Annotated in this window: 21 protein-coding genes; 15 read left to right on the top strand and 6 right to left on the bottom strand. The window is 65.7% G+C overall.

Going from position 1 to position 22310, the window contains the following annotated elements:
• Positions 1-8: 8 nt before the first annotated feature.
• The 3 genes from AWB65_RS24660 to AWB65_RS24650 form a co-directional block, all read right to left on the bottom strand.
• Positions 9-611 (bottom strand): O-methyltransferase, encoded by a 603-nt coding sequence (locus AWB65_RS24660; RefSeq protein WP_087669643.1) that lies wholly within the window; start codon positions 609-611, stop codon positions 9-11.
• A gap of 31 nt (positions 612-642) precedes the next feature.
• Positions 643-1026: a nuclear transport factor 2 family protein gene (locus AWB65_RS24655; RefSeq protein WP_087669642.1), complete on the bottom strand. Its 384-nt coding sequence runs from the start codon at positions 1024-1026 to the stop codon at positions 643-645.
• 70 nt (positions 1027-1096) lie between these two features.
• Positions 1097-1492, bottom strand: coding sequence for a GFA family protein (locus AWB65_RS24650; protein ID WP_087669641.1), 396 nt, complete (start codon positions 1490-1492; stop codon positions 1097-1099).
• 117 nt (positions 1493-1609) lie between these two features.
• On the opposite strand from AWB65_RS24650, the gene AWB65_RS24645 reads away from it, so the two are divergent.
• From AWB65_RS24645 to AWB65_RS24610, 8 genes are all read left to right on the top strand, one after another.
• Positions 1610-2890: an inositol monophosphatase gene (locus AWB65_RS24645; RefSeq protein ID WP_235007745.1), complete on the top strand. Its 1281-nt coding sequence runs from the start codon at positions 1610-1612 to the stop codon at positions 2888-2890.
• Entirely contained in the window at positions 2880-3407 is a 528-nt protein-coding gene (locus AWB65_RS24640; protein ID WP_235007744.1) for an isochorismatase family protein, read from the top strand. The genes AWB65_RS24645 and AWB65_RS24640 overlap by 11 nt, the downstream gene beginning before the upstream one ends.
• A 107-nt stretch (positions 3408-3514) precedes the next feature.
• On the top strand, positions 3515-4315 hold the full coding sequence (locus AWB65_RS24635) for a transporter substrate-binding domain-containing protein (protein WP_087669639.1): 801 nt from the start codon (positions 3515-3517) through the stop codon (positions 4313-4315).
• 204 nt (positions 4316-4519) lie between these two features.
• On the top strand, positions 4520-4804 hold the full coding sequence (locus AWB65_RS24630; protein ID WP_087669638.1) for a DUF4148 domain-containing protein: 285 nt from the start codon (positions 4520-4522) through the stop codon (positions 4802-4804).
• A 285-nt stretch (positions 4805-5089) separates the two neighbouring features.
• Entirely contained in the window at positions 5090-5776 is a 687-nt protein-coding gene (locus tag AWB65_RS24625) for a 2Fe-2S iron-sulfur cluster-binding protein (protein ID WP_087669637.1), read from the top strand.
• A gap of 10 nt (positions 5777-5786) precedes the next feature.
• Positions 5787-6776, top strand: coding sequence for an FAD binding domain-containing protein (locus tag AWB65_RS24620; RefSeq protein ID WP_087669636.1), 990 nt, complete (start codon positions 5787-5789; stop codon positions 6774-6776).
• Complete coding sequence (locus AWB65_RS24615; RefSeq protein ID WP_087669635.1) at positions 6773-8995, top strand: xanthine dehydrogenase family protein molybdopterin-binding subunit; 2223 nt, start codon at positions 6773-6775, stop codon at positions 8993-8995. The genes AWB65_RS24620 and AWB65_RS24615 overlap by 4 nt, the downstream gene beginning before the upstream one ends.
• A gap of 107 nt (positions 8996-9102) precedes the next feature.
• The gene (locus tag AWB65_RS24610) at positions 9103-9690 is read left to right on the top strand and encodes a nucleotidyltransferase family protein (protein ID WP_087669634.1); all 588 of its coding nucleotides are present in this window, start codon (positions 9103-9105) and stop codon (positions 9688-9690) included.
• A 52-nt stretch (positions 9691-9742) separates the two neighbouring features.
• Here the strand turns inward: AWB65_RS24610 and AWB65_RS24605 are convergent, their stop codons facing one another.
• Positions 9743-10435: a glycosyltransferase family 2 protein gene (locus AWB65_RS24605; RefSeq protein ID WP_087669633.1), complete on the bottom strand. Its 693-nt coding sequence runs from the start codon at positions 10433-10435 to the stop codon at positions 9743-9745.
• A gap of 221 nt (positions 10436-10656) precedes the next feature.
• On the opposite strand from AWB65_RS24605, the gene AWB65_RS24600 reads away from it, so the two are divergent.
• The 6 genes from AWB65_RS24600 to AWB65_RS24580 all read left to right on the top strand — a co-directional run bounded on the left by AWB65_RS24600 (position 10657) and on the right by AWB65_RS24580 (position 17678).
• The gene (locus AWB65_RS24600) at positions 10657-12132 is read left to right on the top strand and encodes a UdgX family uracil-DNA binding protein (RefSeq protein WP_235007743.1); all 1476 of its coding nucleotides are present in this window, start codon (positions 10657-10659) and stop codon (positions 12130-12132) included.
• A gap of 106 nt (positions 12133-12238) precedes the next feature.
• Positions 12239-12733: a hypothetical protein gene (locus tag AWB65_RS24595; protein WP_087669632.1), complete on the top strand. Its 495-nt coding sequence runs from the start codon at positions 12239-12241 to the stop codon at positions 12731-12733.
• Between the two features lie 151 nt (positions 12734-12884).
• Positions 12885-15185 (top strand): FdhF/YdeP family oxidoreductase, encoded by a 2301-nt coding sequence (locus tag AWB65_RS24590; protein WP_087669631.1) that lies wholly within the window; start codon positions 12885-12887, stop codon positions 15183-15185.
• A gap of 73 nt (positions 15186-15258) precedes the next feature.
• The gene (locus AWB65_RS24585) at positions 15259-15837 is read left to right on the top strand and encodes a glycosyltransferase family 9 protein (protein ID WP_087669630.1); all 579 of its coding nucleotides are present in this window, start codon (positions 15259-15261) and stop codon (positions 15835-15837) included.
• Positions 15838-15865: 28 nt separating this feature from the next.
• Positions 15866-16018, top strand: coding sequence for a hypothetical protein (locus tag AWB65_RS36705; RefSeq protein WP_200821790.1), 153 nt, complete (start codon positions 15866-15868; stop codon positions 16016-16018).
• Between the two features lie 109 nt (positions 16019-16127).
• Positions 16128-17678: a methyl-accepting chemotaxis protein gene (locus tag AWB65_RS24580; RefSeq protein WP_200821789.1), complete on the top strand. Its 1551-nt coding sequence runs from the start codon at positions 16128-16130 to the stop codon at positions 17676-17678.
• Between the two features lie 352 nt (positions 17679-18030).
• Here AWB65_RS24580 and AWB65_RS24575 read toward each other — a convergent pair whose 3' ends face one another.
• A complete protein-coding gene (locus AWB65_RS24575; protein ID WP_087669629.1) occupies positions 18031-19212 on the bottom strand; it encodes a M20 aminoacylase family protein in 1182 nt (393 codons plus the stop codon).
• A gap of 45 nt (positions 19213-19257) precedes the next feature.
• Positions 19258-20733 (bottom strand): MocR-like pyridoxine biosynthesis transcription factor PdxR, encoded by a 1476-nt coding sequence (gene pdxR, locus AWB65_RS24570; RefSeq protein WP_087669628.1) that lies wholly within the window; start codon positions 20731-20733, stop codon positions 19258-19260.
• 138 nt (positions 20734-20871) lie between these two features.
• Between pdxR and gabT the strand changes: the two genes are divergently transcribed.
• Entirely contained in the window at positions 20872-22155 is a 1284-nt protein-coding gene (gene gabT / locus AWB65_RS24565; protein WP_087669676.1) for a 4-aminobutyrate--2-oxoglutarate transaminase, read from the top strand.
• Positions 22156-22310: the final 155 nt, after the last annotated feature.

Here is a 22310-nt window from a genome sequence, read left to right as displayed (position 1 = left end):
CACATTCGTTACAGCGCGTGACGCCGGCGCGCGATGTGCAAGCCCTTGCCGACCGGCACGGTGAGCGTGTCGAACTGACCGGTTTTATCGACGGCGGCGAGGTAGCCCGCGATTTCACCGGGATGCGAAAGCACGTTGTCGGCGAGCAGCAGCGCGTCGTCCGTGAGCTTCGGCAAAAGCGCCGCGAGCTGCGCGGGGGCACTGACGCGATCGGCGTCGAAGAACACGCAATCGAAGTAGCCCGCGAGCGATTCGCAAAGCGCGGTCGCATCGCCTTCGAGCACCGTGACGCGCGTGTCCAGCGATGCCGCCCGCAGGTTCGCGCGCGCGAGGGCCGCCTTCGCCGGATCACGTTCGATGCTGATGAGCGTGTCTTCGCGGCTCACGCGTAATGCGTTTGCAAGCCAGATCGCGCTATAGCCGTTCGACGTGCCGATCTCCAGCACGCGCCGCCTACTGGCCGACGCGATCAGCAGGAACACGAGTTCGGCCGTCGGGCGCTCTAGGTTCAGCATCTTCTGGCTGCGATCTGCGGCGCTGGCGTCGTGGTCGGCGGCGAAGCGTTCGAGCCGTGCGAGAAGCGCGGACGTGGGCGGGTCGAGGTGGATCAAGCGGCGCCTCCTCTTGCGAATAACGCGCGCGTCAGCATTGCCTCGCCGCCGTATCGAAGAACTCGATCCAGCGCGTGAGCAGACCGTCCTTCATCGTCACGATGTGCACCCATTCCGTCTCGTACGGCTTGCCGGTCGCGCGCACGTTTGCCTTCACGTGACCGAGCACGACGAACTTGTCGCCCGCGTCGATGACCTCGCGCACCTCGTGCCCCGTGATTTCATCGCCTTCGGCGAGCTGACGGAAGTACTCCGCCACGGCCTGCCGTCCACGACGCGTCCCGCCGAACGGCACGCTCGCCGGCCCGACCACGCGCCATTCGACGTCCTCGGCGATGTACTTCATGACCGTGTCGATGTCGCCTCGTTCGAAACACTTGTACGCGTCTTGCAGAACGGCTAGCTGCTGGCTCATGGCTGTCTCCTCCGCTGCGTGCGTGGTCGAAGTAGCAGAATACGTCGCGGCTCGCGCGGCGGCGAGCGTTTCATTCCGGCCGATCCTCTTCGTATTCCGTGCGAACGCCGCGCGGCAGCCACGGCTCGCGGCGCCGGCACCAAAGCTCGTAGGCCGGCTCGTACACGCCGGTTTCATCGAACGCGCCGAGCGGCACGTCGATCTCGGGCGAGTCCAGATAGGCCATGAACGCCACCGATCCGCACACCGGGCAAAAATGGCGCTCCGCCTCGGCGGAACTCCGCCACGCCTGGGTTCGGCCGGAAAACTCCACGTCAGCGCGTCCGAAAACCGCATAGACTCCAAACGCCGAGCCATGAATCCGCCGGCATGTCATGCAATGGCACAGGCCGACGCGCAGAGGCGCCGCCATGACCCGAAAGCGTACGGCAGCGCACGCGCAGCCGCCCTCGTGAAGCGTATTCATATTTCGTCCTCCTGACCCGAACCACGAATGCGGTAGCAACCGGCGCGCCGCGATCTCGCCCCGCCATCCGTGCAACGGTTTGTTACGATGGAGCCCCACGTCTCGGAGATGGCTACCATGAGCAACCTGTCCTTGCTGAAGCTGCTTCCCGGCGATGGGTCCGATTTCGGCCCCACGGCGTCCGATCTCGTTGCGCACGTGCTGTCGCACGATCGTTTCGATTCGGACGCGAACGCGGTCTCGCCGCGCGAAACCTTCCGCTCGGTGACCGTCGACGAGGCGCTGTCCGACGCGTACGTCTTCCCGCTCGGGACCACCGGCCAGTCGATCGTGCTGCCGGGCTACCGCATCGCGGCGGGCTATCTCGCCGAGCGCGCCGCCGACGAATGGCTCGACCTGACGCACAAGGCACGTCTCGCCGAAGGTTTGCCGGCAAGCCCGGCGCCCGGCGAGCCGCACCTCGCGCCCGATCCGGCCGAAGCCGACCAGTTGCTCGACCGCGCGCTCGACTGCGTGCAGAAGATCATCGATCCGGTTGCGACACATCAATTGATCACGCTTTTCGAGACGCACTATCGCGGCGCGCGCGAGTTCCTGCGCCTCGCGTGGGAGGGCTTGCCCGAGGATCTCGTGCCTGAATCGCGCCGTCCGCTCGTCGCGCTGAAGACAGGCGAGAACCGCGAAAAGCGCGACTACGACCCATACGGCCTCGAAGGCACGAGCGACTACGACGTGGATCGCCCGCTCGCCTATCGCGAAAAGATCGGGCCGTTTCATTTCACGATGACGTATCGCCACGAATATCCGCAAGTCGATGACGAACGGCTCGGCACCGCCTTCGCCGTGTTCCACGAGGTCGGGACGGACATCGTCGCGGCTGCGGTGGAGTTGAAGCTCGTGAAGGTGCCGCCGATCCACAGCAGCGCCGACCTCGTCTACGTGCTCGATACCTACTCGGGCGAGATGCTGTCGCTCGCGCTCGCCGCGACCGAAGCGCTCGACACGGACCTGTGCCGCGTGTTCAACGCGCATCGCGTGGTCTATATCAGCATGTGGGAAGTGCGCAAGCCGTGGCGCGGCGAGGGGCTCGGCGTCGCGCTGCTGCACCAGGCGCTGGAGCGGCTTCCCGTCGATGTCGATGGCCGGCCGAACGCGCTCTGCGTCGCGCCCGAGCCGTATCAGACGGAGATGAAGCATTTCGAGAAGCTGCCGCCCGTGCTGCGCGAGGAGCTGAAGGCGCCCGCGCATCGGCTGAACGCGCATCTGACGAGCTGGCTCGAACGCTCGAAATTGCCCGTCGCGATGCATTTTTTCGTGCCGATGGCGAAGCACGCGGGCATCGGCTCGGCGGGCGAGAACGCGCGGCTCATCGACCGGATCATGGAAAGTGAAACCTAAAGCGGTTCTGCTGGTCGTCGATGTGCAGCAAAAGCTCATGCCGCACATCGACGACCACGCCACGCTCATGCGCAATTGCAGTGCGCTCGTGCGGGCGGCGGATTTGCTCGGCGTATCTGTCGTGGCGACTGAGCAGAATCCGCGCGGGCTGGGCGCGACCGTCGACGGGTTGCTGTTGGCGACGCATCGCGTGATCGAAAAAGATACCTTCGATGCCACGCTCAACGATGCCTTCATCGCCGCGTTGCCTGCGCCGAAGGACAGCGTGCTATTTGTCGCGGGCGCCGAAGCGCATGTCTGCGTGCTGCTCACGACGCTCGGGTTGCTGCGGCTCGGCTATCGAGTGGAGCTGATAGCCGACGCCATCGGCTCGCGCAACTTGAAGAACAAGTCGATCGCGATCAGCCGCGCGCAGCAGGAAGGCGCCCGCCTGACGACCACCGAAACCACGATCTTCAACTGGCTTGGCACCTGCCAGCGTCCCGAATTCAAGGAAGCGCTTCGCCTGATCAAGTGATCCATGCGCGCCGCTCATGGCTGGCATGCGCACATTTCGATTGTGACGGGATTTTGGCGTACCTAGAGTGCATCGACCTTCCTCGTTCAACTCCTCAGGCCACCATCATGACGACTCGCGTTTCCCGCCTCGCCACGCAGTTCTGCGCGACGCTCGCCCTTGCCGCATCGTTTGCCGCGTTCACGTCGACGGCCCACGCCGACGCCCTCGATACGATCCAGAAGAGCGGCGTCGTGCGCATCGGCGTGTTCATGGACTATCCCCCGTTCGGCTCGATCGGCCCGGACATGAAGCCGCAGGGCTATGACATCGAAATGGCGGATTACCTCGGCCGCGCGCTGAAGGCGAAGGTCGAACTCGTGGCGATCACCGGTGAAAACCGCATGGCGTACCTCGCGACGCACAAGGCCGACATGCTGCTGTCTGTCGGACAGACGCCGGAGCGCGAGAAGATCCTCGACTTTTCGCGTCCTTATGCGCCGTATTACCTCGCTGTTTTTGGGCCGAAGTCGCTGCCGGTCAAGGGTACGGCCGATCTCGCCGGCAAGACGATTTCGGTCGCGCGCGGCACGCTGGAGGATTTGAGCGTGAGCAAGGTCGCGCCGCCGAGCGCGACGATCAAGCGCTTCGACGATCCGAACGGCGCGATTTCGGCGTTTCTGTCGGGACAGGCGCAGTTGATGGTGGTCGGCAACGATGTCGGCGCGACGATCATCGCGCGCAATCCGCCGATTCAGCCGGAACAGAAGTTCGAGCTGTTCAGTTCGCCGGATCACGTGGGGTTGAACAAGAACGAGCCGCGGCTGTTGAAAGAAGTCGATGCGGCGATTCTGCAGGCGAAGAAGGACGGCACGCTGAACACGCTTTCGACGAAATGGCTGAAGGCGCCTTATCCGGCGGATCTTTGATCGTCTGAACGGCGGGGCTACGTTTTCAGGCCCCGCTTTCTTCTGACGGCCTGGTCATTCCCTGCCCTTCTAATCACCCTCAGTTCGCTGAAGGTCAAAAAATCGACCGTTAGTTGCACTTCTGCCCTACATCCGATTCTCCACCAAGCGCGTATAACAACAAGAAGCGACGACAACCCGTCGCCGGTTGATGGAGAAACGACGATGAAGATGACGACATTCCTCGCGGCTTGCGCGCTCGGCGCGGCATCGCTCGCCGCGAGCGCGCAGACAAACTACGCGCAGATGAATACCTACGAACAGATGGTCGGAACCGCGTCCACCGGGCCCGTGAACACGAGCAACGGCCCGCTCACTCGCCAGCAAGTGCAAGCCGATCTCGCCCGCGCCCGTACCGACGGCACGATCCCGCGCTTCGGCAACCCCGACCCGTACGGCCCGGGCCGCATGTCGCGCGGCGCACCGAGTTACAACGGTCGAATGAACTGACACTGCTGAATCTGGCGCGAAAGTGGCGGCAACCTGGCGTTAGCCAGTCGCGCGACTTTCGCCGCCGCCATGAGAATTTTTCGACTGAAGTGCGAAATTACCGCCGATTGCAGCATTTACCTGCGAACAAATAGCGGACGGCTTGATCAACCCGCATTCGATTGCATGGCACTTTCCTTGCTCCCTGCCGTTAGTCGCGGCTCGTCGTTCTGAACGGACCGCATCAGCTGCGCCAAGCCAGCCGGCGCAGCGCCCAGTCGACCGAGCGAGGAGCGTCGAATCCACATGTCCCAGATCAAAGATCCCGCTGACCCCACAAAACCCGAGCACGCCGATAAACCATCCCGCCGACGCTTCCTGCAATCGGCCGCCGCGACCGTCGCGGTCAGCGCCGCGCCGCTCGCCCGCGCGCAGCAGCAGCCGAGCGCCAGCGTAGCGCCCCCACCCGCTGCCGCCCCACTACTTCCGGTTCATCTCACGATCAACGGCCGCCCCTACGAGTTGCAACTCGAAGCCCGCACCACACTCCTCGACGCCCTGCGCGAATACGCAGGTCTCACCGGCACGAAAAAGGGCTGCGATCGCGGCCAGTGCGGCGCATGCACGGTGATCGCGGGCGGCAAGCGCATCAACTCGTGTCTGACGCTCGCCGTCATGCACACAGGGGAATCGATCACGACGGTCGAAGGCCTCGCCACGAACGACACCCTCAGCCCGATCCAGCGCGCGTTCATCGAGCACGATGCCTTCCAGTGCGGCTTTTGCACGCCGGGCCAGTTGTGTTCGGCGACCGCGCTTCTCAGCGAATACCGCGCCGGCGACGCCAGCGCCGTCACCGCCGACGTGCGCGCCCGTCCGCCGCAACTCTCCGCCGACGAAATCCGCGAGCGCATGAGCGGCAACATCTGCCGCTGCGGCGCGTACACGAACATCGTCGCGGCGGTTTCGGCCGTCGCGGCGAACAAGGCGTAGGAGACACGACATGGATGCGATTTCCTACGAACGCGCCCCCGATGCCGCCGCCGCGATCCGCTCGGCGAGCCAGCCGGGCGCCGTGTTCATCGGCGGCGGGACGAATTTGCTCGACCTCATGAAAGGCGGCGTCGCGCGGCCGCTGAAGCTCGTCGACATCACGCATATCGACGGGTTGGAGCGGATTAGTCCGCTCCCCGATGGTGGCCTGCGCATCGGCGCGCTCGCGCGCAATAGCGACGCCGCGAATCACGCGTGGGTGCGGGAGCGCTATCCGCTGCTGTCGCAGGCGTTGCTGGCGGGGGCGTCGGCGCAACTGCGCAACATGGCGACTGTCGGCGGGAACCTGATGCAACGCACGCGCTGCTATTACTTCTACGACACCGCATTCCCACAGTGCAACAAGCGCAACCCCGGCAGCGGCTGCGCGGCGCTCGAAGGCAACAACCGCATCCACGCGATCCTCGGCGCGAGCACGCAATGCATCGCGACGAATCCATCGGACATGAGCGTCGCGCTCGCGGCGCTCGACGCCGTCGTGCGCGTCGCCGGCCCGCGCGGCGAGCGGGCGATTCCGTTCAGCGAGTTTCATCGCCTGCCGGGCGAGCGCCCCGATCTCGACACGACGTTGCAGCCGGGCGAGTTGATCACCTCGGTCGATCTGCCGCCGCCGCTCTTCGCCGAGCACTCGAAATACCTGAAAGTGCGCGATCGCGCGAGTTACGCGTTCGCGCTGGTCTCGGTCGCGGCGGCGCTGCAGATGGACGGCGGGACCGTCAAGACGGCGCGCATCGCGCTCGGCGGCGTCGCGCACAAGCCGTGGCGCGCGACCGAAACCGAACGGATGCTGACCGGCCAGCCGCTCTCGCGCGCCACGCTGCAAAGCGCGGCGGCGCTTGCCGTGCGCGAGGCGAAGCCGTATCGCGAGAACGGGTTCAAGGTGGAACTGGCGCAGCGGGCGATCGTCCGGGCCGTCGAACAGGCTGGAGGTGTCGCATGACTTACATCGGACAACCGCTCGATCGCACCGACGGCGTGCTCAAAGTGACCGGCCAGGCGCGCTATTCCGCCGACAACCCCGAGTCGAAGCTCGCTCACGCGGTGCTCGTGACAAGTACGATTGCGCGCGGAAAAATCGCGTCGATCGACAGGATTCAAGCGCAGTCGATGCCCGGCGTGCTGCTCGTGATGACGTACCAGACCGCGATGCGCCTGCCGAACGGCGGCGTCGCCAATGCAGAGCCGCCCGCCGTGCGCAAGCTCACGCTCTTGCAGACCAACGAGGTGCGCTACAGCAACGAGCCGGTAGCCGTCGTGGTCGCGGACACGCTGGAGCGCGCCACCGACGCGGCGCGCCGCGTCCAGGTGCGCTATGAAACCGCCGCGCCGACCGCCGATTTCCAGCGCGAAAAGCCCCGCGCCTACGCGCCGGAAAAGATGAACAACCGCCCGGTGACGACCCGGCGCGGCGACGTCGACGCCGGCCTGCAGCAAGGCCCGACGCGGCTCGACGCCGTCTATACGACGCCCTACGAGCACCACAATCCGATGGAGCCGCACGCGACACTTGCCCGCTGGGACGGCCCGAATCTCACGCTCTACGACGCCACGCAAGGCGTCTCCGGCGCAAAAAGCGCGGTCGCGAAGCTGCTCGGCATCCCCGACGCCAACGTGCGCGTGATCTGCCCGTTCGTCGGCGGCGGGTTTGGCTGCAAGGGCTCGGTGTGGTCGCACGTCGTGCTCGCCGCGATGGCCGCGAAGCAGACCGGCCGGCCCGTGCGGCTCGTGCTGGAGCGCACGCAGATGTGGGGCATCGTCGGCAACCGGCCGTTCACCGAGCAGCACATTCAGATCGCCGCCCGCGACGACGGCACGCTCACCGGCATGCGCCACGATTCGATCTCGACCACCTCGACCTTCGAAGACTGGACCGAAACCTCCGCGATCGTCTCGCGGATGATGTACGCGGTGCCGCATCAATCGACGTCGCACAAGCTGGTCAAGCTCGACATCGGCACGCCGACCTTCACGCGCGCCCCCGGTGAGACGAGCGGCTCGTTCGCGCTGGAATCGGCGATGGACGAAATGGCCTCGCAATTGCGCATGGACCCGATCGCGTTTCGCCTGAAGAACTACGCCGAAACCGAGCCGCAGGAAAAAAAACCGTGGTCGAGCAAGGCGTTGCGCGAGTGTTATCAGGCGGGCGCGGACAAATTCGGCTGGGCGCGGCGCAATCCGCAGCCGCGTTCGATGCGCGACGGACATACGCTGATCGGCATGGGCGTGGCGTCGGCGACGTATCCGGCGAACCGCAGCGAGGCGTCGGCGATCGCGCGCATCCTGCCCGACGGCACGGCGATGGTCGCCTCCGGCACGCAGGATCTCGGCACCGGCACCTACACGGTGATGACGCAGGTCGCCGCCGATGCGCTCGGTTTCGCGCCCGAGAACGTGCACTTCGCGCTCGGCGATTCGTCGCTGCCGAAAGCGCCGGTGTCGGGCGGATCGCAGTCGGTTGCGAGTGTTTCGCCGGCGGTGCGCGCGGCCGCGACCGAAGCGCGCGACCGGCTGATCGCGCTCGCGCTAGCCGATAGCGGCTCGCCTCTCTCAGGCGTCGCGCGTGACGATGTCACGGTCGAGAACGGCTGGGTCATGAGCCGCTCGACGCCGTCGAAGCGCGATCCGGCGGCGGCGATCATCGCGCGAAACGGCGGGAAGCCAGTCGAGGCGTCGGCGACGGTCAAGCCGGGCAGCGAAAAACAGCAGTATTCGTTTCACTCGTTCGGGGCGGTGTTCACCGAAGTCCACGTCGATGAAGACCTCGGCACGATTCGCGTGGCGCGGGTAGTCGGCGTGTACGACGTCGGCAATCTGCTGAACGCGAAGACGGCGCACAGCCAGTTGATGGGCGGCATCGTGTGGGGAATCGGGACGGCGCTGCTCGAAAAAAGCGATCTCGATGCGCGCTACGGCCGCTATACGAACGCAAATCTCGCGGAGTACCACGTGCCGGTGAATGCGGATATCGGCGCGCTGGATATTTCGTTCGTCGGCCCGGGGGACCCGTATATCAACCCGCTCGGGGCGCGGGGGATCGGCGAGATCGGGATCACGGGGGTGTCGGCGGCGATCGCGAATGCGGTTTATCACGCGACTGGCGTGCGCGTGCGCGACCTGCCGGTGACGCTCGACAAGGTGCTGACGAAGCGGACGGTGTGAGTGTCAAACCCGCGCGACACAAGTTCGCGCGGGTTTTTTGTGACAACTTGCGACTGCGTTCGACGCGCTGCACAATCGACGCCATCCCCCTTTGCGACGGACCGGCCATGACCTTTTCATCGAATGCGACCGGCGTTCTGCTCGCCGCTGGTCTCGGCACGCGTTTCGACCCGTCCGGCATCCACAACAAGCTGCTCGCCACGCTGCCCGACGGCACGCCGGTCGTGTTTCAGTCGGCGCGGCGGTTGTTGTCGGTGGTGGCGCAGGTGGTCGCGGTCGTGCGGCCCGGCGCGGAAAAGCTCGCCGATGTGCTGAACGAAGCGGGCTGCGACGTGATTTTCGCGATCGATGCCGAGCGCGGCATGGGCGCGACGCTCGCGGCCGCAGTGCGCGCGAGGTCCGACGCGGAAGGCTGGCTCGTCGCGCTCGGCGACATGCCGTGGATCGAACCGCAGACGATCGAAGCGGTGGCGCGCGCGCTCGATGGCGGCACGCCGCTCGTGGCACCCTACTATCGCGACCAGCGCGGGCATCCTGTGGGCTTCGGGCGCGCGCACGCAAAGGCGCTTGGAACCCTCGACGGCGACGCCGGCGCGCGCTCGCTGAATACGCTCAACCCGGTGCGTCGTATCGACGTGGACGACCCGAATATCCTCCGCGATGTCGATCTGCCGGGAGATTTGGTGACGGGGTGATGGTCTTGGGTCGGCGGCGTGACGCGGCACAGCCGTGGGCGACCGCTGTTGATCAAGCCGCCAGCGCCCCGACCGGCTCCGCAGGCGTGAAATAGCGCCGCCCGACTTCCACCAGCGTCGCTCCGAAACCCTTCGTCGCCCGAAAATCCGTCCGCGCGCTCGTCACCACGCGCGGCCCCGCGCTCCATTCGATGCGCGCGCCGGTCGCCATCAGCGATTCGACGAGCGCCACGTCCTCGCTCGACTCCAGCGGCGCGAAGCCCCCCGCGCGCAGATACGCATGCGCCGACACGCCGAGATTCGCGCCGTGAATATGCCGATGACCATCGGCATCGGTGTAGGTCGCGCCGAAATGCGCCCGCACCTCCGCCACATGCGGCGACCAGTCGCGCACGCCGACCACGCCGCACACGGCATCGGCGCAGCAATCGAGTTGCTGCACGAGCCAGTCGTCGGCGACGGTGGTATCCGCGTCGGTGAACGCGAGCCAGCGCGCCCCGAGCGCGAGCGCCCGCTCCGCCCCGTGCGCGCGCGCCATGCCGACGTTGCGCGCGTCGATCACCGTTACATCGGCGCCGAGCGCGCGTGCGATGGCTTCGGTGTCGTCGGTGCAACTGTCGAGCACGACGATCACGCGGACCTCTTCCCCCAGCAATTGATGATGATTCGCGGCGCGCTGGGCGCACGCCACGCATTCCCCGATGTGCGCTGCCTCGTTGTGGGCGGGTATGACGATGCCGAGCATGTTGTTGACTCCGTTCGTATTGGTTCGGCGGGCCGTTGCCGGCGGCCGCGATGCGGAGCGTTCAGCAAACACTGTTCCCAGCGTTTCACGTTGTGCAATGGCGGCTAACCCATTGAGAGCAAAGGGCCTGATCATCTCGAAAAAGTTGCGGCGATGGCGCGGGCGTCGCTAGAATACTGTATGGATATACAGTACTTTCATCGATTCTTGCCGATCCCGTCATGCCGTTGAACAGCGTTGTCATCGAACCGTCTTATGCCTCGTGGCGCGACGCCGCGCGGGACCTGCTCGCGCGCGGCATCTCGCCGGAGGGGCTCTTGTGGCGGGAGGCATCCGACTCGGCGACCGTGTTCGGCAGCATCGATCCCATGCCGGACGCGCCCGGCGCGCCGCCGCCAGTCAAGATCGCGCGCGGCTTTCTCGACATGATCGAGACAGCCTCGTGCTATCGCGTGCGCGACCGCTGGCCGTTTCTCTACAAGGCGCTCTGGCGCTGGACGCAGGGCGACCGCGCGGTCGTCTCCCTGGACGACTCCGACGGCCGGCGCCTCCACGAAATGGTCGAAGCCGTGCAGGCCGAAGAGACGCACATGAAGAAGTTCCTGCGCTTTCGGCATCGCGATTCGTCGCTTGGGCCGCCCGAGTTCATCAGCTGGTTCGAGCCGGTGCACGACCTGCTGGAGCACGCCGCGCTCAGTTTCGCGACGCGCATGGGCAGCGCCACCTGGATGATCGCGACGCCGCACGGCGCCGCGTTCTGGGACGGCGCCCTGCTGCGCGTCGATCGCACGAGCGAGCCGGAGCCGAAGCCGACCGAGCTGGCGTCGCCGGGAGAAGCCGTCAGCGGCGACGCAATCGAAGCGCTCTGGCTCGCGTACTACGAGAGCACGTTCGCCCCGGCGCTCGCCAACGCGGCCGAGATGGCGTCGCACATGCCGGTGCGCTACTGGAAGAGTCCGCCGGACGCGAAAGCCGATCCGGCGCTGATCGGCCGCCCCGATCCCGGCACGCGGCGCGACCGCCGTCCGCGCAACGTGCCGCCGGAGATGGAAGTCGCGATCGACATGGAGCCGCTCGACGGGCCGTCGCTCAAGACGAAACCCCCTTCGCTCGATGCCTGCAAGCGCTGCGCGCTGTGGCGCAACGCGACGCAGCCGGTCGGGGGCGTCGGGCCGGCGAACGCGCGGATCATGCTGGTCGGCGAGCAGCCGGGCGATCAGGAGGACCTGACGGGCGAGCCGTTCGTCGGGCCGGCGGGCAAGCTGCTCGAAGAAGCGCTCGCCGAGGCGCAGATGCCGCGCGAGACGCTCTATCTGACCAACGCGGTGAAGCACTTCAAGTGGGAGCGGCAGGGCGAGGAGCGCGTGCAGCAGCAGCCCGCGCAGCGCGAGCGCGAGGCCTGCCGCCACTGGCTCGACGAGGAACTGGCGCGCGTCGCGCCGAAGGTCGTCGTCGCGCTCGGGGCGACGGCGCTCAAGTCGCTGACGGGGCATCGGACGGCGCTTTCCGAGTACCTCGGCAAGACGATCGAGCATCGCGGACGCATCGTCGTGCCGACCTATCACCCGTCGTACGTGCTGCGCGTGATGGACCCGAAGGTACGCGACGAGGTATTCGGGACGATCGTCGAGGCGCTCGTGTTCGCGAGCCAGATCGCCGACGGCACCGCCAGCGTGAGGACGCCGCTCAAGGCGTGAAATTTTCGGGCGGATGTGATGAAACAGGACGTAACCGGCGTCAACGTTCCTGTAAGCGAAGCGTTAATACGGGCGTTACCTTCACGCTTCGAGGCACACCGCTCACATGGCCGCTCTCCCGTTCTCAGAACTTCGCCAGCAAAAACAACGTACTGCGCTCGTGCCGAAATCGGCCGGGCAGCTCCGGGCGGAACATGACCGGATCGTCGCGCGCGTGCGACTCTTGCTCAACGTGACGATCGCGCTGGCGCTCGCCGGCTTCGCCGCGATCGTTTGGCTGCCGTTTTCGCCGGTGCCGGCCGAGTTTCGCTTCGGCGCGCAGGAAGTGCTGGGCGTCGCGGTGTTCGCGGGGTGTTTGTTCGTGCTGCATGAGCGCACGGAACTGATGCTGCGGTTGTACAACTTCGAACCCGTCGAGCAGACGACGCAAGGTGAATTGCGCGCGCTGCTGCATCGGGTGCCGGAAGGCGCGTCGTATCAAAGCGCGCTCGCGGCGGATAACCGGACGTTTGTCACGGGTGAGATCGAGGCGATTCGGGAGCGCGCGGAAGCGTTCTTGCCGAAGACCCTTCCGGCTGAGGACGGGAACGGGGAGACGTAAGCACCGCGCCGCGCAGCAGAGAAACCGAAAGCCGCCGCTCCGCCATCGCGGGCCGGCGGCTTTCGTTTTGCTGACCGTTGCAAAAACCGCCGCATCGAGCCTGTTTATTGCTCAATCCACGATTAAACCTGTCGTCGTGGAGAAGAACGCAATGAGCAAGCTACCTCGTATCGAAAAATACGACCATCCGGCCGGCGGCTGGGGATCGGTGAAATCGGTCGCGTCGATCCTCGTCAAGGAGCACGTTGCGCTGAACGGCGCGCGCATCCTGATGCACCAGAACAAGCCTGACGGCTTCGCGTGCGTCAGTTGCTCGTGGGCCAAGCCCGCCGACCCGCATCTCTTCGAATTCTGCGAAAACGGCGCGAAAGCGACCGCCTGGGAAGTCACGACCAAGCGCTGCACGCCCGGATTCTTCCGGCATCACACGCTCGCCGCACTCGAAGCGTGGACCGATTTCGAGCTCGAATCGCAAGGCCGACTCACCGAGCCGATGCGCTACGACGCCGCCTCCGACCGTTACGTCCCGATCGCCTGGAGCGAAGCCTTCGACGAAATCGGCGCGCAGTTGCGCGACTTCGATCCGAAGCGCGTCGTGTTCTACGCGTCGGGGCGCGCGTCGCTCGAAACGTCGTACATGTATCAGCTCTTCGCTCGCATGTACGGCACGAACAACCTCCCGGACAGCTCGAACATGTGCCACGAGAGCACCTCGGTGGCGCTACCGGAGACGATCGGCGTGCCGGTCGGCACCGTGACACTCGACGATTTCGATCACACCGACTGCTTTTTCTTCTTCGGCCACAACACCGGCACGAACGCGCCGCGCATGCTGCATCCGCTGCAGGACGCGCGGCAGAAACGCAACGCGCAGATCATCACGTTCAATCCGGTCAAGGAGCGCGGGCTGGTGTCGTTCGCGAATCCGCAGTCGCCGGGACAGATGCTTTCGTCCGATGAAACCCGTATCAGCACGCACTATCACCAGGTGAAGATCGGCGGGGATATCGCGGCGGTCACGGGCATCTGCAAGGCGCTGATCGAAGCCGACGACCGCGCCCGTGAAGAAGGCCGCCCGCGCGTGCTCGACGCCGCGTTCATCGCCGAGCACACGCACGGCTTCGACACCTTCGCCGACGCGATGCGCGCCGCGAACTGGGCCGATATCGAAGCCGAGAGCGCCTTGACGCGCGCCGCGCTCGAAGGCGCCGCGGCCGAATACGCAAAGGCGAAAGCCGTCATGATCCTGTTCGGCATGGGCATCACGCAGCATCGCGAGGGCGTGCTCGCCGTGCAGATGCTGACCAACCTGATGCTGCTCGGCGGCAACATCGGCAAGCCCGGCGCGGGAATCTGCCCGATTCGCGGGCATTCGAACGTGCAGGGGCAGCGCACCGTCGGGATCACGGAGAAGCCCGCGCTCGTGCCGCTAGACAAGCTCGCCGAGCTGTACCGCTTCGAGCCGCCGCGCGACGAAGGCATGGCGACCGTCGATGTCTGCGCGGGCGTGCGCGACGGCACCGTCGACGCGTTCCTCGGACTCGGTGGCAATTTCGCGCGCGCCACGCCCGATCAGGACGTGCTCGCGCCCGCGTGGAAAAAGCTGCCGCTCACCGTGCAGATCGCGACGCACCTGAACCGCAGCCATCTGCTGCATGGCCGCGCGGCGTACCTGCTGCCGTGCCTGGGGCGCATTGAAGTCGACCGGCAGGCGGGCGGCGCTCAGATCGTCACGGTTGAGGACAGCACCGCGTGCATCCACGCATCGCAAGGGTTCGCGACGCCGGCGAGCGAGCGTTTGCTGTCGGAGCCGGCGATCGTCGCGGGCCTCGCGAAGGCGACGCTCACGCCGGCAAGCGGTTCCGTCGACTGGGACGCCTGGGTCGGCGATTATTCGCTCGTTCGCGAGGCGATCGAGCGCACGTATCCCGACCAGTTCAAGGACTTCAACCAGCGTATGTCGCGGCCGGGCGGCTTTCACCGGCCGCTCGCCGCCTCGCACCGCGAATGGAAGACGAAAACAGGCAAGGCAAACTTCATCACGCCGGAAGGCATGGGCGAGGACCTGGACATGCGCTTCGACGGCGAGCGCACGCTGCGCCTCATGACCACGCGCGGCGACAGTCAGTTCAACACGACCGTTTATTCCCTTGACGATCGCTTTCGCGGCATCTTCAATACCCGTCAGGTGTTGCTGATGAATCGCGACGACATGACGCGCCTGGGCCTCGCGGAAGACGAAGCGGTGACGGTCTCGACCGTCGCGAACGACGACGTCGAGCGCAAGCTCGACGGACTGCGCGTCCACGCGTTCGACATCCCCGCCGGCTGCGTGATGGGCTATTACCCGGAGTGCAATCTGCTGATCCCGCTCGCGCACCACGCGAAGCGCAGCAAGGTGCCGGCGGCCAAGGCGGTTCCAGTGCGGCTCCAGGCGATGGCGAAGGCATGAGCGTCGCGCTGGCACGATGCATGCTGACCCGGTCGGCTGATCAAAAAATCTCATGCCCCTTGCAGGAGCCACGATGCGAAGCCATCCCCTCACCCCGCTCGCCGACGAACTCGCGCTGATGCCCGACGCGCCTGCCGCGCCGCACGGCGCCGTCGAGCAGGATCCGGACTATGACGAACTGGTTGCGTTTCATGGCATCGAGCGCGAGCGGCTCGTGCTGATCCATCCGGGCAGCCACGGCGCGGCGCCCGCGTGGCCCGTCGAGCGCTACGCCGAGGTCGCCGACCAGCTCGCCGCCGACGGCTGGCAGATCGCGATCGTCGGCGATGCGCTCGAGCCCGAGCGCACTGGCGCCGTCCTGGGCGCGATGCAGACGGCTGCGCTCTTTCTCGCCGGCACGATGTCGCCCGCGACGCTGACGCGTCTGATCGGCGACGCCCGCTTCGTCCTGAGCGACGACGCCGCGCTGCCGTCGCCGGTCGCCGCGGCGCGCGAGCTCGGCACGCCGCAGATTGCGCTCGACGAACGCCCCGGCGACGCAACCAGCGAAGCCATCGCGATCGATGCGCGCGCCGCGCTCGCGGGCGAGGACACCGCACATCCGGGCGACCCGTTCACGCTGCACACGCCCGCGCTGCATGCCGCAGCCTGAGCGTTCCTACCTGACGACGAGTGCCATCATGAACTACGAGATGCAGACCAGCCCCATTCCGGACCCGATCGCCGATCCGAACCGCGACCCCGAAGCCGATCCGTTGTCGCCACCGTCACCCGGGCATCGTCCGGACGAGCCGCAACACCCCGACGCCCCGCCTGACAAGGACCCGATTTAACGGCGTCTAGGGTTTTCCCGCCCCTAAAACCGCGCCCCGCACTGCCGTAAAGCCCTCATGCGCGGCCTTTTGCCGCGCCCGGACTATTCATACAGGCGGCTGGCGGAATATGAACAAACTGACGTTGAATCAAAAGCTCGGCTCGATGATCGCCGTGCTGTGGATCGGGCTGATCGCAATCGGGATCATCGGTGCGTGGCAAAACCGCGCGTCGATGATCGATGACCGGCGCGAACAATTGACGGCGCTCGTCGGCGAGGCGTACAGCGTTGCCGTGCACTATCAGGCGCTCGCGGCGAACCGCAAGATGAGCGAGGACGAAGCGAAACAGAAGGCGCTGGAAGTGATCGCCGCGATGCGCTACGGCCGCGACGGCTACATTTCGATCAACGACTCGCGTCCGTTCATCGTGATGCATCCGATCAAGACATCGCTGAACGGTCAGGACGTGTCGAATTTTGCCGACCCTCAGGGCACCAGGCTCTTCGTCGAGATCGTGAAGGCGGGCAACCAGCAGGGCGGCGGCTTCGTCAGTTACCTTTGGCCGAAGCCGGGCAACGAGAAACCGGTCGGGAAGCTCAGCTACGCGCAGCGCTTCGCCCCGTGGGACTGGTATCTCGTCACCGGCATGTACATGGACGACGTGCAGGCCGCGTTCTACGCAAGCGCCCTGCGCTGGCTCGCGATCACGGCGCTGCTCGGCGGGATCGCGACCGTCGCGATGCTGCTGGTTCTGCGCAGTATCAAGCGCAATCTCGGCGGCGACCTCGAACTGGCGGTAAGCGCGGCGCATCGCATCGCGCGCGGCGATTTGACGACGCCGGTACGCGTGAACGCCAACGATACGTCGAGCCTGCTCTATGCGCTCGCGGCGATGCAGAGCGGTTTGGTCGAGACGGTGTCGCGCGTGCGTAACGGTACGGAGAACATCAACGTTGGCGCCTCGGAGATCGCGGCGGGCAATACGGACCTGTCGCAGCGAACGGAGCAGCAGGCGGCGGCGCTGGTCGAGACGGCATCGAGCATGGACGAGATGACCGCCAACGTGAAGCAGAACGCCGACAGCGCAACGCAGGCGGCGCGTCTGGCTGAACAGGCGGCGGACGTCGCGACGCGCGGTAGCAGCGTGGTTGATGACGTCATTCACACGATGACCCGCATTACCGATAGTTCGAAGCAGATCGGCGACATTATCGGGGTGATCGACGGGATTGCGTTCCAAACTAATATTCTTGCGCTGAATGCCGCGGTGGAAGCGGCGCGTGCGGGTGAGCAGGGACGCGGATTTGCGGTCGTGGCGGCGGAAGTGCGCAGTCTGGCGCAGCGCTCGGCGACGGCGGCAAAGGAAATCAAGGCGCTGATCGAAACGTCGACGCAGACGGTGGAAGAAGGTGCGTCCCTCGTAACGAATGCGGGCGCGACGATGGGCGAAATCGTGCAGTCGGTGCGGCGCGTGAACGAGATCCTCGATGAAATCAGCCACGCCTCGCGCGAGCAAAGCGCGGGGATCGAACAGGTGAACCGGGCGGTGGTCGAGATGGATCAGGTGACGCAGCAGAACGCCGCGCTGGTCGAGGAAGCTGCTGCGGCCGCGCATTCGCTGAAGGATCAGGTCGATGTGCTGCGCGAGGCGATCGAGAGTTTTTCGTTGCCGGCTTGAGAGTAGCCAAGAGCGGCTAAGACTCGGAACAGACAAAGCCCCGCAAATGCGGGGCTTTGTCATTTCGATTCGGGCGGTGGGGGTCGCATGCGCTGCTTCAACGAAGGGTTGGATAGCGCCAGAACTTCGAACGCGGTAATCCCCAGGCGTCGCGCTACCTCGTCGTCGATCTGGTTTTCCATACTCGCCAACGCCCATTCAGCCGTGAGCGCGAGCGATGGAACGGCTCGACGTCCGCACAATTCACCGCGCACACAACCAGCGTTTCTTCCTCTTCATGGTAGAAGACCACAAAAAAGCCGATGGGCGAAATGGACCCTCGCGCTTTTATGCGCATAAAGTTTTATAAGAATTATTGCGAAAGATACCGTTCGACAAGCCGCGTCCAGTAAGCCGCTCCGATCGGAAGGTTTTTGTCGTTGAAGTCGTAATGCGGGTTGTGGACCATGCAGCCGTCCTCGCCCGCTCCGTTGCCGATGCGCAGAAACGAACCCGGCCGCTGCTGCAACATGAACGCGAAATCCTCGCTGCCCATCAGGATGTCCGCGTTCCCGACGACGTTCTCCTCCCCCACCAGCTCGCGCGCCACTTGCGCGGCAAACTCCGTTTCCGCGTCCGTGTTCACGACGACCGGATAGCCCTCCTCGTACTTCACGACCGCTTTTGCCCCGTAACTCGCCGCCTGCGCTTCGGCGAGCGCCGAAATGCGGCGCTTGAGCAGCGCGCGCACGTCCTCGCTGAACGAGCGCACGCTCAGTTCCATCGTCGCCGAATTCGGGATGACGTTGTTCGCCGTGCCCGCATGCAGCGAGCCGATGGTCACGACCGCCGGCTGCGACGGATCGACGTTGCGCGCGACGATCGTCTGCAGCGCCATCACGACGCTCGCCGCCACCACCACCGGATCGACCGTCAGGTGCGGCCGCGCCGCGTGCCCGCCCAAGCCTTCGATCGTGATCGTCACCTTGTCGCCCGCGGCCATGAACGCGCCCTTGCGGAACAGGAAGACGCCCGGCGGCATGCCCGGATGATTGTGCACACCGAAGACGGCGTCGCAGGGAAAGCGCTCGAAGAGGCCGTCGGCGATCATTTTCTGCGCGCCGCTCGGCACGCCATATTCCTCGGCCGGCTGGAAATAGAGGTGTACCGTGCCGCTGAAGCGCTTCGTGCGCGCGAGCTGGCGCGCGGCGCCGAGGAGCATCGTCGTGTGACCGTCGTGGCCGCACGCGTGCATCTTGCCGGGCATTGCGCTGGCGTAGGGCTTGCCGGTCTGCTCGACGATCGGCAGGGCGTCCATGTCGGCGCGCAGGCCGATGCTGCGCGGGCCGTCGCCGACTTTAAGCGTACCGACGACACCCGTCCCGCCGATACCGCGCGTGACCTGCCAGCCCCATTCGGCGAGTTTTTCGGCGACGAGCGTCGAGGTTGCAAATTCTTCGTAGGCGAGTTCGGGATGCTGGTGGATGTGGTGGCGGATTTCGCGAAGGGATTCGGCGTCGTCGTTGAGGTCGGGGATGGTGGTGTAGGTGGTCATTGATTTCTCGGGGCAGGCGGGCGAATTCGACATTATGAATATCGGCTACCGATTAATAAACTGGTCCACCACTCCCGCCAGCGTCTCAAAAGCCGGCTCGATTTCCTCATCCGGCACGCACGCATACCCGATCAGCAGCCCTGACTCCGCGCGATCCCGCCGCGCGAAATACCCCGACAGCGGCCGCACGACGATGTTCTCCTCCAGCGCCCGCGCCGCGACCGCCCGGTCATCGACGCCCTCTGGCAGCCGAAGCACCAGATGCAGCCCGGCATCGCCGCCCGCGATCGGCAGCGTCTCGCCGTAGCGCGCCGCGATCGTCGCGAGCATCAACTCGCGCCGCTGCCCGTAAAGCGCGCGCATTCGCCGGATATGCGACGTGAAGTGCCCTTCCGCGATGAATTCCGCGAGCACCGCCTGCTGCAGCAACTGCCCTTCGCGATACAGCTCGGCCGATGCCGTCGCGAAACTCGCCGACAGCGCCTCCGGCACGACGATGTAGCCGATCCGCAGCCCGGGAAACAGCGTTTTCCCGAAGCTGCCGACGTAGATCACCTGCCCCGCCGCATCCAGCCCCTGCAGCGACGCGAGCGGCCGGCTGCCATAGCGGAACTCGCTGTCGTAGTCATCTTCAATGATCCAGCAGCGGTTCTGCCGCGCATATTCGAGGAGCATGCGGCGGCGCGCGAGGCTCATCACCATCCCGAGCGGATATTGATGCGACGGCGTCACCAGAATCAGCTTAGGAGGATTCGCAAGGTCATCCGGCGAAGGCGCGATGCCTTCTTCATCGACGGGAATCGCCTTCAGATCGAGCCCCGAAACCTGCAAGACGCTTCTCACGCCCCAGTAGCACGGGTCCTCGGTCCAGATCGTGTCGCCGGCATCGGAGAGCAGGCGCACGGCGAGATCGATCGACTGGTGGATGCCCGTCGTCACGATGATCTGCTCCGGCGAGCAATGCACCGAACGCGACGTGCGCAGGTAATCCGCGAGCGCATGCCGCAGCGAGGCGAGCCCGCCGCCCGGCGCGTAAGTCAGCAGATCGGGCCGCAAGCGCCGCCAGTATTTCGCGTGCAGACGGCTCCAGACGCGCGCCGGGAAACGCGACACGTCCGGCACGCCCGGCATGAACGCCCCGCCCTGCCGCTTCGAGACGCCCGCGCCTGCGATCAGCCGCTCGCCACGCGCCGACAGCACGGCGGGCGCTGCCTCGACCGCCGACGGCAGTTCGTCGAAAACGATCTCATCGGGCGCGCTGTCGGCGACGAACGTGCCGCGCCCCGTTGCCGACGACACATACCCCTCCAGCGCGAGCTGCTCATACACCTGCGTAACGGTATTGCGCCCGACGCCCAATTCCGCCGCCAGCAAGCGCGACGACGGCACCTTTGCCCCCGCCGTCAATTCGCGCGACAAAATCGCCTGCTGCAACAGCCGGTGCAGTTGCCGGTAAATCGGCTGGACGCTGCCGCGGTCTAGCCGCTGCGCCAGCCAATCGGACAAGACGCTCGCAGGCATCGAATTGGCTCCTATAGATTTATTGAAATGGCTCTGAACTTAAGAGCCAAATCTTACTATAGTCACCACACCTACTCTGAACCAGCCGCGCCCCGCGCGAAGGAGACCCAAGCCGTGACGAACCCTGCTCAAAGCACTCTGAAAAACGCCGACCTGCAAGCCCGCAAGAACGCCGCGACGCCGCGCGGCGTCGGCGTGATGTGCGATTTCTACGCGGCGCGCGCCGAGAACGCGGAACTGTGGGACGTCGAAGGCCGCCGTTTCATCGACTTCGCCGCCGGCATCGCCGTGTGCAATACGGGCCACCGCCATCCGAAGATCGTCGAGGCGATCCGCGCACAGCTCGATTGCTTCACGCACACCGCATATCAGATCGTTCCCTACGAGTCTTATGTTTCGCTCGCTGAAAAAATCAGCGCCCGCGCGCCCGGCGATCATCCCAAAAAGACCGCGTTCTTCACGACGGGCGCGGAAGCTGTCGAAAACGCGGTGAAGATCGCGCGCGCGGCGACCGGCCGTCCGGGCGTGATCGCGTTCACGGGCGGCTTCCACGGCCGCACGCTGATGGGCATGGCGCTGACCGGCAAGGTCGCGCCGTACAAGATCGGCTTCGGGCCGTTCCCGTCGGACGTGTTCCACGCGCCGTTCCCGAATCCGCTGCACGGCGTGACCGTCGAGGACTCGCTGCGCGCCATCGAGCATCTCTTCAAGGCCGACATCGAAGCGAAGCGCGTCGCGGCGATCATCTTCGAACCGGTTCAGGGCGAAGGCGGCTTCTATCAGGCGCCGCTTGAATTCGTGCGTGCGCTGAGAAAAATCTGTAACGAGCACGGGATTATTCTGATCGCCGACGAAGTCCAGACGGGCTTCGCGCGCACCGGCAAGCTCTTCGCGATGCAGCACTACGACGTGGCTCCCGATTTGATGACGATCGCCAAGAGCCTCGCGGGCGGCATGCCGCTGTCGGGCGTGGTGGGACGCGCGGAAATCATGGACGCAGCCGCGCCCGGCGGGCTCGGCGGCACGTACGCGGGCAACCCGCTCGCGGTGGCATCGGCGCACGCGGTGCTCGACATCATCGAGAGCGAGAGCCTGTCGGAGCGCGCGGTCGTCCTGGGCGACAAGCTGAAGGCGAAGCTCACGGCGCTCAAGAGCGAAGTGCCGCAGATCGCCGACGTGCGCGGTCCGGGCGGCATGGTCGCGGTCGAATTCTGCAAGCCCGGCACGACCGACGGCGACGTCGATTTCACGAAGCGCGTCCAGACGCGCGCGCTGGAACGCGGCCTGTTGCTGCTCGTCTGCGGCGTGTACGGCAACGTCGTGCGCTTCCTGTTTCCGCTCACCATTCAGGACGCGGTGTTCGACGAAGCGCTCGCCATCCTTGAAGACGTGCTGACCGAAACGGTCGGCGTGGCGGCTTGATATAGGAATGATCTCAATGAATCTGAAAGACCCCACGCTCCTGCGTCACGACGCGTTCATCGACGGCGAATGGCAAGACGCCGACGATGGCGCGACTTTCGAAGTCGTCGATCCGTCGAATGGTGCTTCGCTCGGAACCGTGCCGAAGATGGGCG

The organism is Caballeronia humi (genome assembly GCF_001544475.1).
Lineage (GTDB): Bacteria > Pseudomonadota > Gammaproteobacteria > Burkholderiales > Burkholderiaceae > Caballeronia > Caballeronia humi.
Note: the sequence above shows the minus strand (reverse complement) of the source record. Positions and strands in the feature narration are given on the sequence as shown.

Bases quoted from the DNA above. Each gene is read 5' to 3' on its own strand.
- AWB65_RS24655 (WP_087669642.1), bottom strand. From the start codon at position 1,026: ATGAGCCAGCAGCTAGCCGTTCTGCAAGACGCGTACAAGTGTTTCGAA.
- AWB65_RS24650 (WP_087669641.1), bottom strand. From the start codon at position 1,492: ATGAATACGCTTCACGAGGGCGGCTGCGCGTGCGCTGCCGTACGCTTT.
- AWB65_RS24645 (WP_235007745.1), top strand. From the start codon at position 1,610: ATGAGCAACCTGTCCTTGCTGAAGCTGCTTCCCGGCGATGGGTCCGAT.
- AWB65_RS24635 (WP_087669639.1), top strand. From the start codon at position 3,515: ATGACGACTCGCGTTTCCCGCCTCGCCACGCAGTTCTGCGCGACGCTC.
- AWB65_RS24630 (WP_087669638.1), top strand. From the start codon at position 4,520: ATGAAGATGACGACATTCCTCGCGGCTTGCGCGCTCGGCGCGGCATCG.
- AWB65_RS24625 (WP_087669637.1), top strand. From the start codon at position 5,090: ATGTCCCAGATCAAAGATCCCGCTGACCCCACAAAACCCGAGCACGCC.
- AWB65_RS24620 (WP_087669636.1), top strand. From the start codon at position 5,787: ATGGATGCGATTTCCTACGAACGCGCCCCCGATGCCGCCGCCGCGATC.
- AWB65_RS24615 (WP_087669635.1), top strand. From the start codon at position 6,773: ATGACTTACATCGGACAACCGCTCGATCGCACCGACGGCGTGCTCAAA.
- AWB65_RS24610 (WP_087669634.1), top strand. From the start codon at position 9,103: ATGACCTTTTCATCGAATGCGACCGGCGTTCTGCTCGCCGCTGGTCTC.
- AWB65_RS24605 (WP_087669633.1), bottom strand. From the start codon at position 10,435: ATGCTCGGCATCGTCATACCCGCCCACAACGAGGCAGCGCACATCGGG.
- AWB65_RS24600 (WP_235007743.1), top strand. From the start codon at position 10,657: ATGCCGTTGAACAGCGTTGTCATCGAACCGTCTTATGCCTCGTGGCGC.
- AWB65_RS24595 (WP_087669632.1), top strand. From the start codon at position 12,239: ATGGCCGCTCTCCCGTTCTCAGAACTTCGCCAGCAAAAACAACGTACT.
- AWB65_RS24590 (WP_087669631.1), top strand. From the start codon at position 12,885: ATGAGCAAGCTACCTCGTATCGAAAAATACGACCATCCGGCCGGCGGC.
- AWB65_RS24585 (WP_087669630.1), top strand. From the start codon at position 15,259: ATGCGAAGCCATCCCCTCACCCCGCTCGCCGACGAACTCGCGCTGATG.
- AWB65_RS36705 (WP_200821790.1), top strand. From the start codon at position 15,866: ATGAACTACGAGATGCAGACCAGCCCCATTCCGGACCCGATCGCCGAT.
- AWB65_RS24580 (WP_200821789.1), top strand. From the start codon at position 16,128: ATGAACAAACTGACGTTGAATCAAAAGCTCGGCTCGATGATCGCCGTG.
- AWB65_RS24575 (WP_087669629.1), bottom strand. From the start codon at position 19,212: ATGACCACCTACACCACCATCCCCGACCTCAACGACGACGCCGAATCC.
- pdxR (WP_087669628.1), bottom strand. From the start codon at position 20,733: ATGCCTGCGAGCGTCTTGTCCGATTGGCTGGCGCAGCGGCTAGACCGC.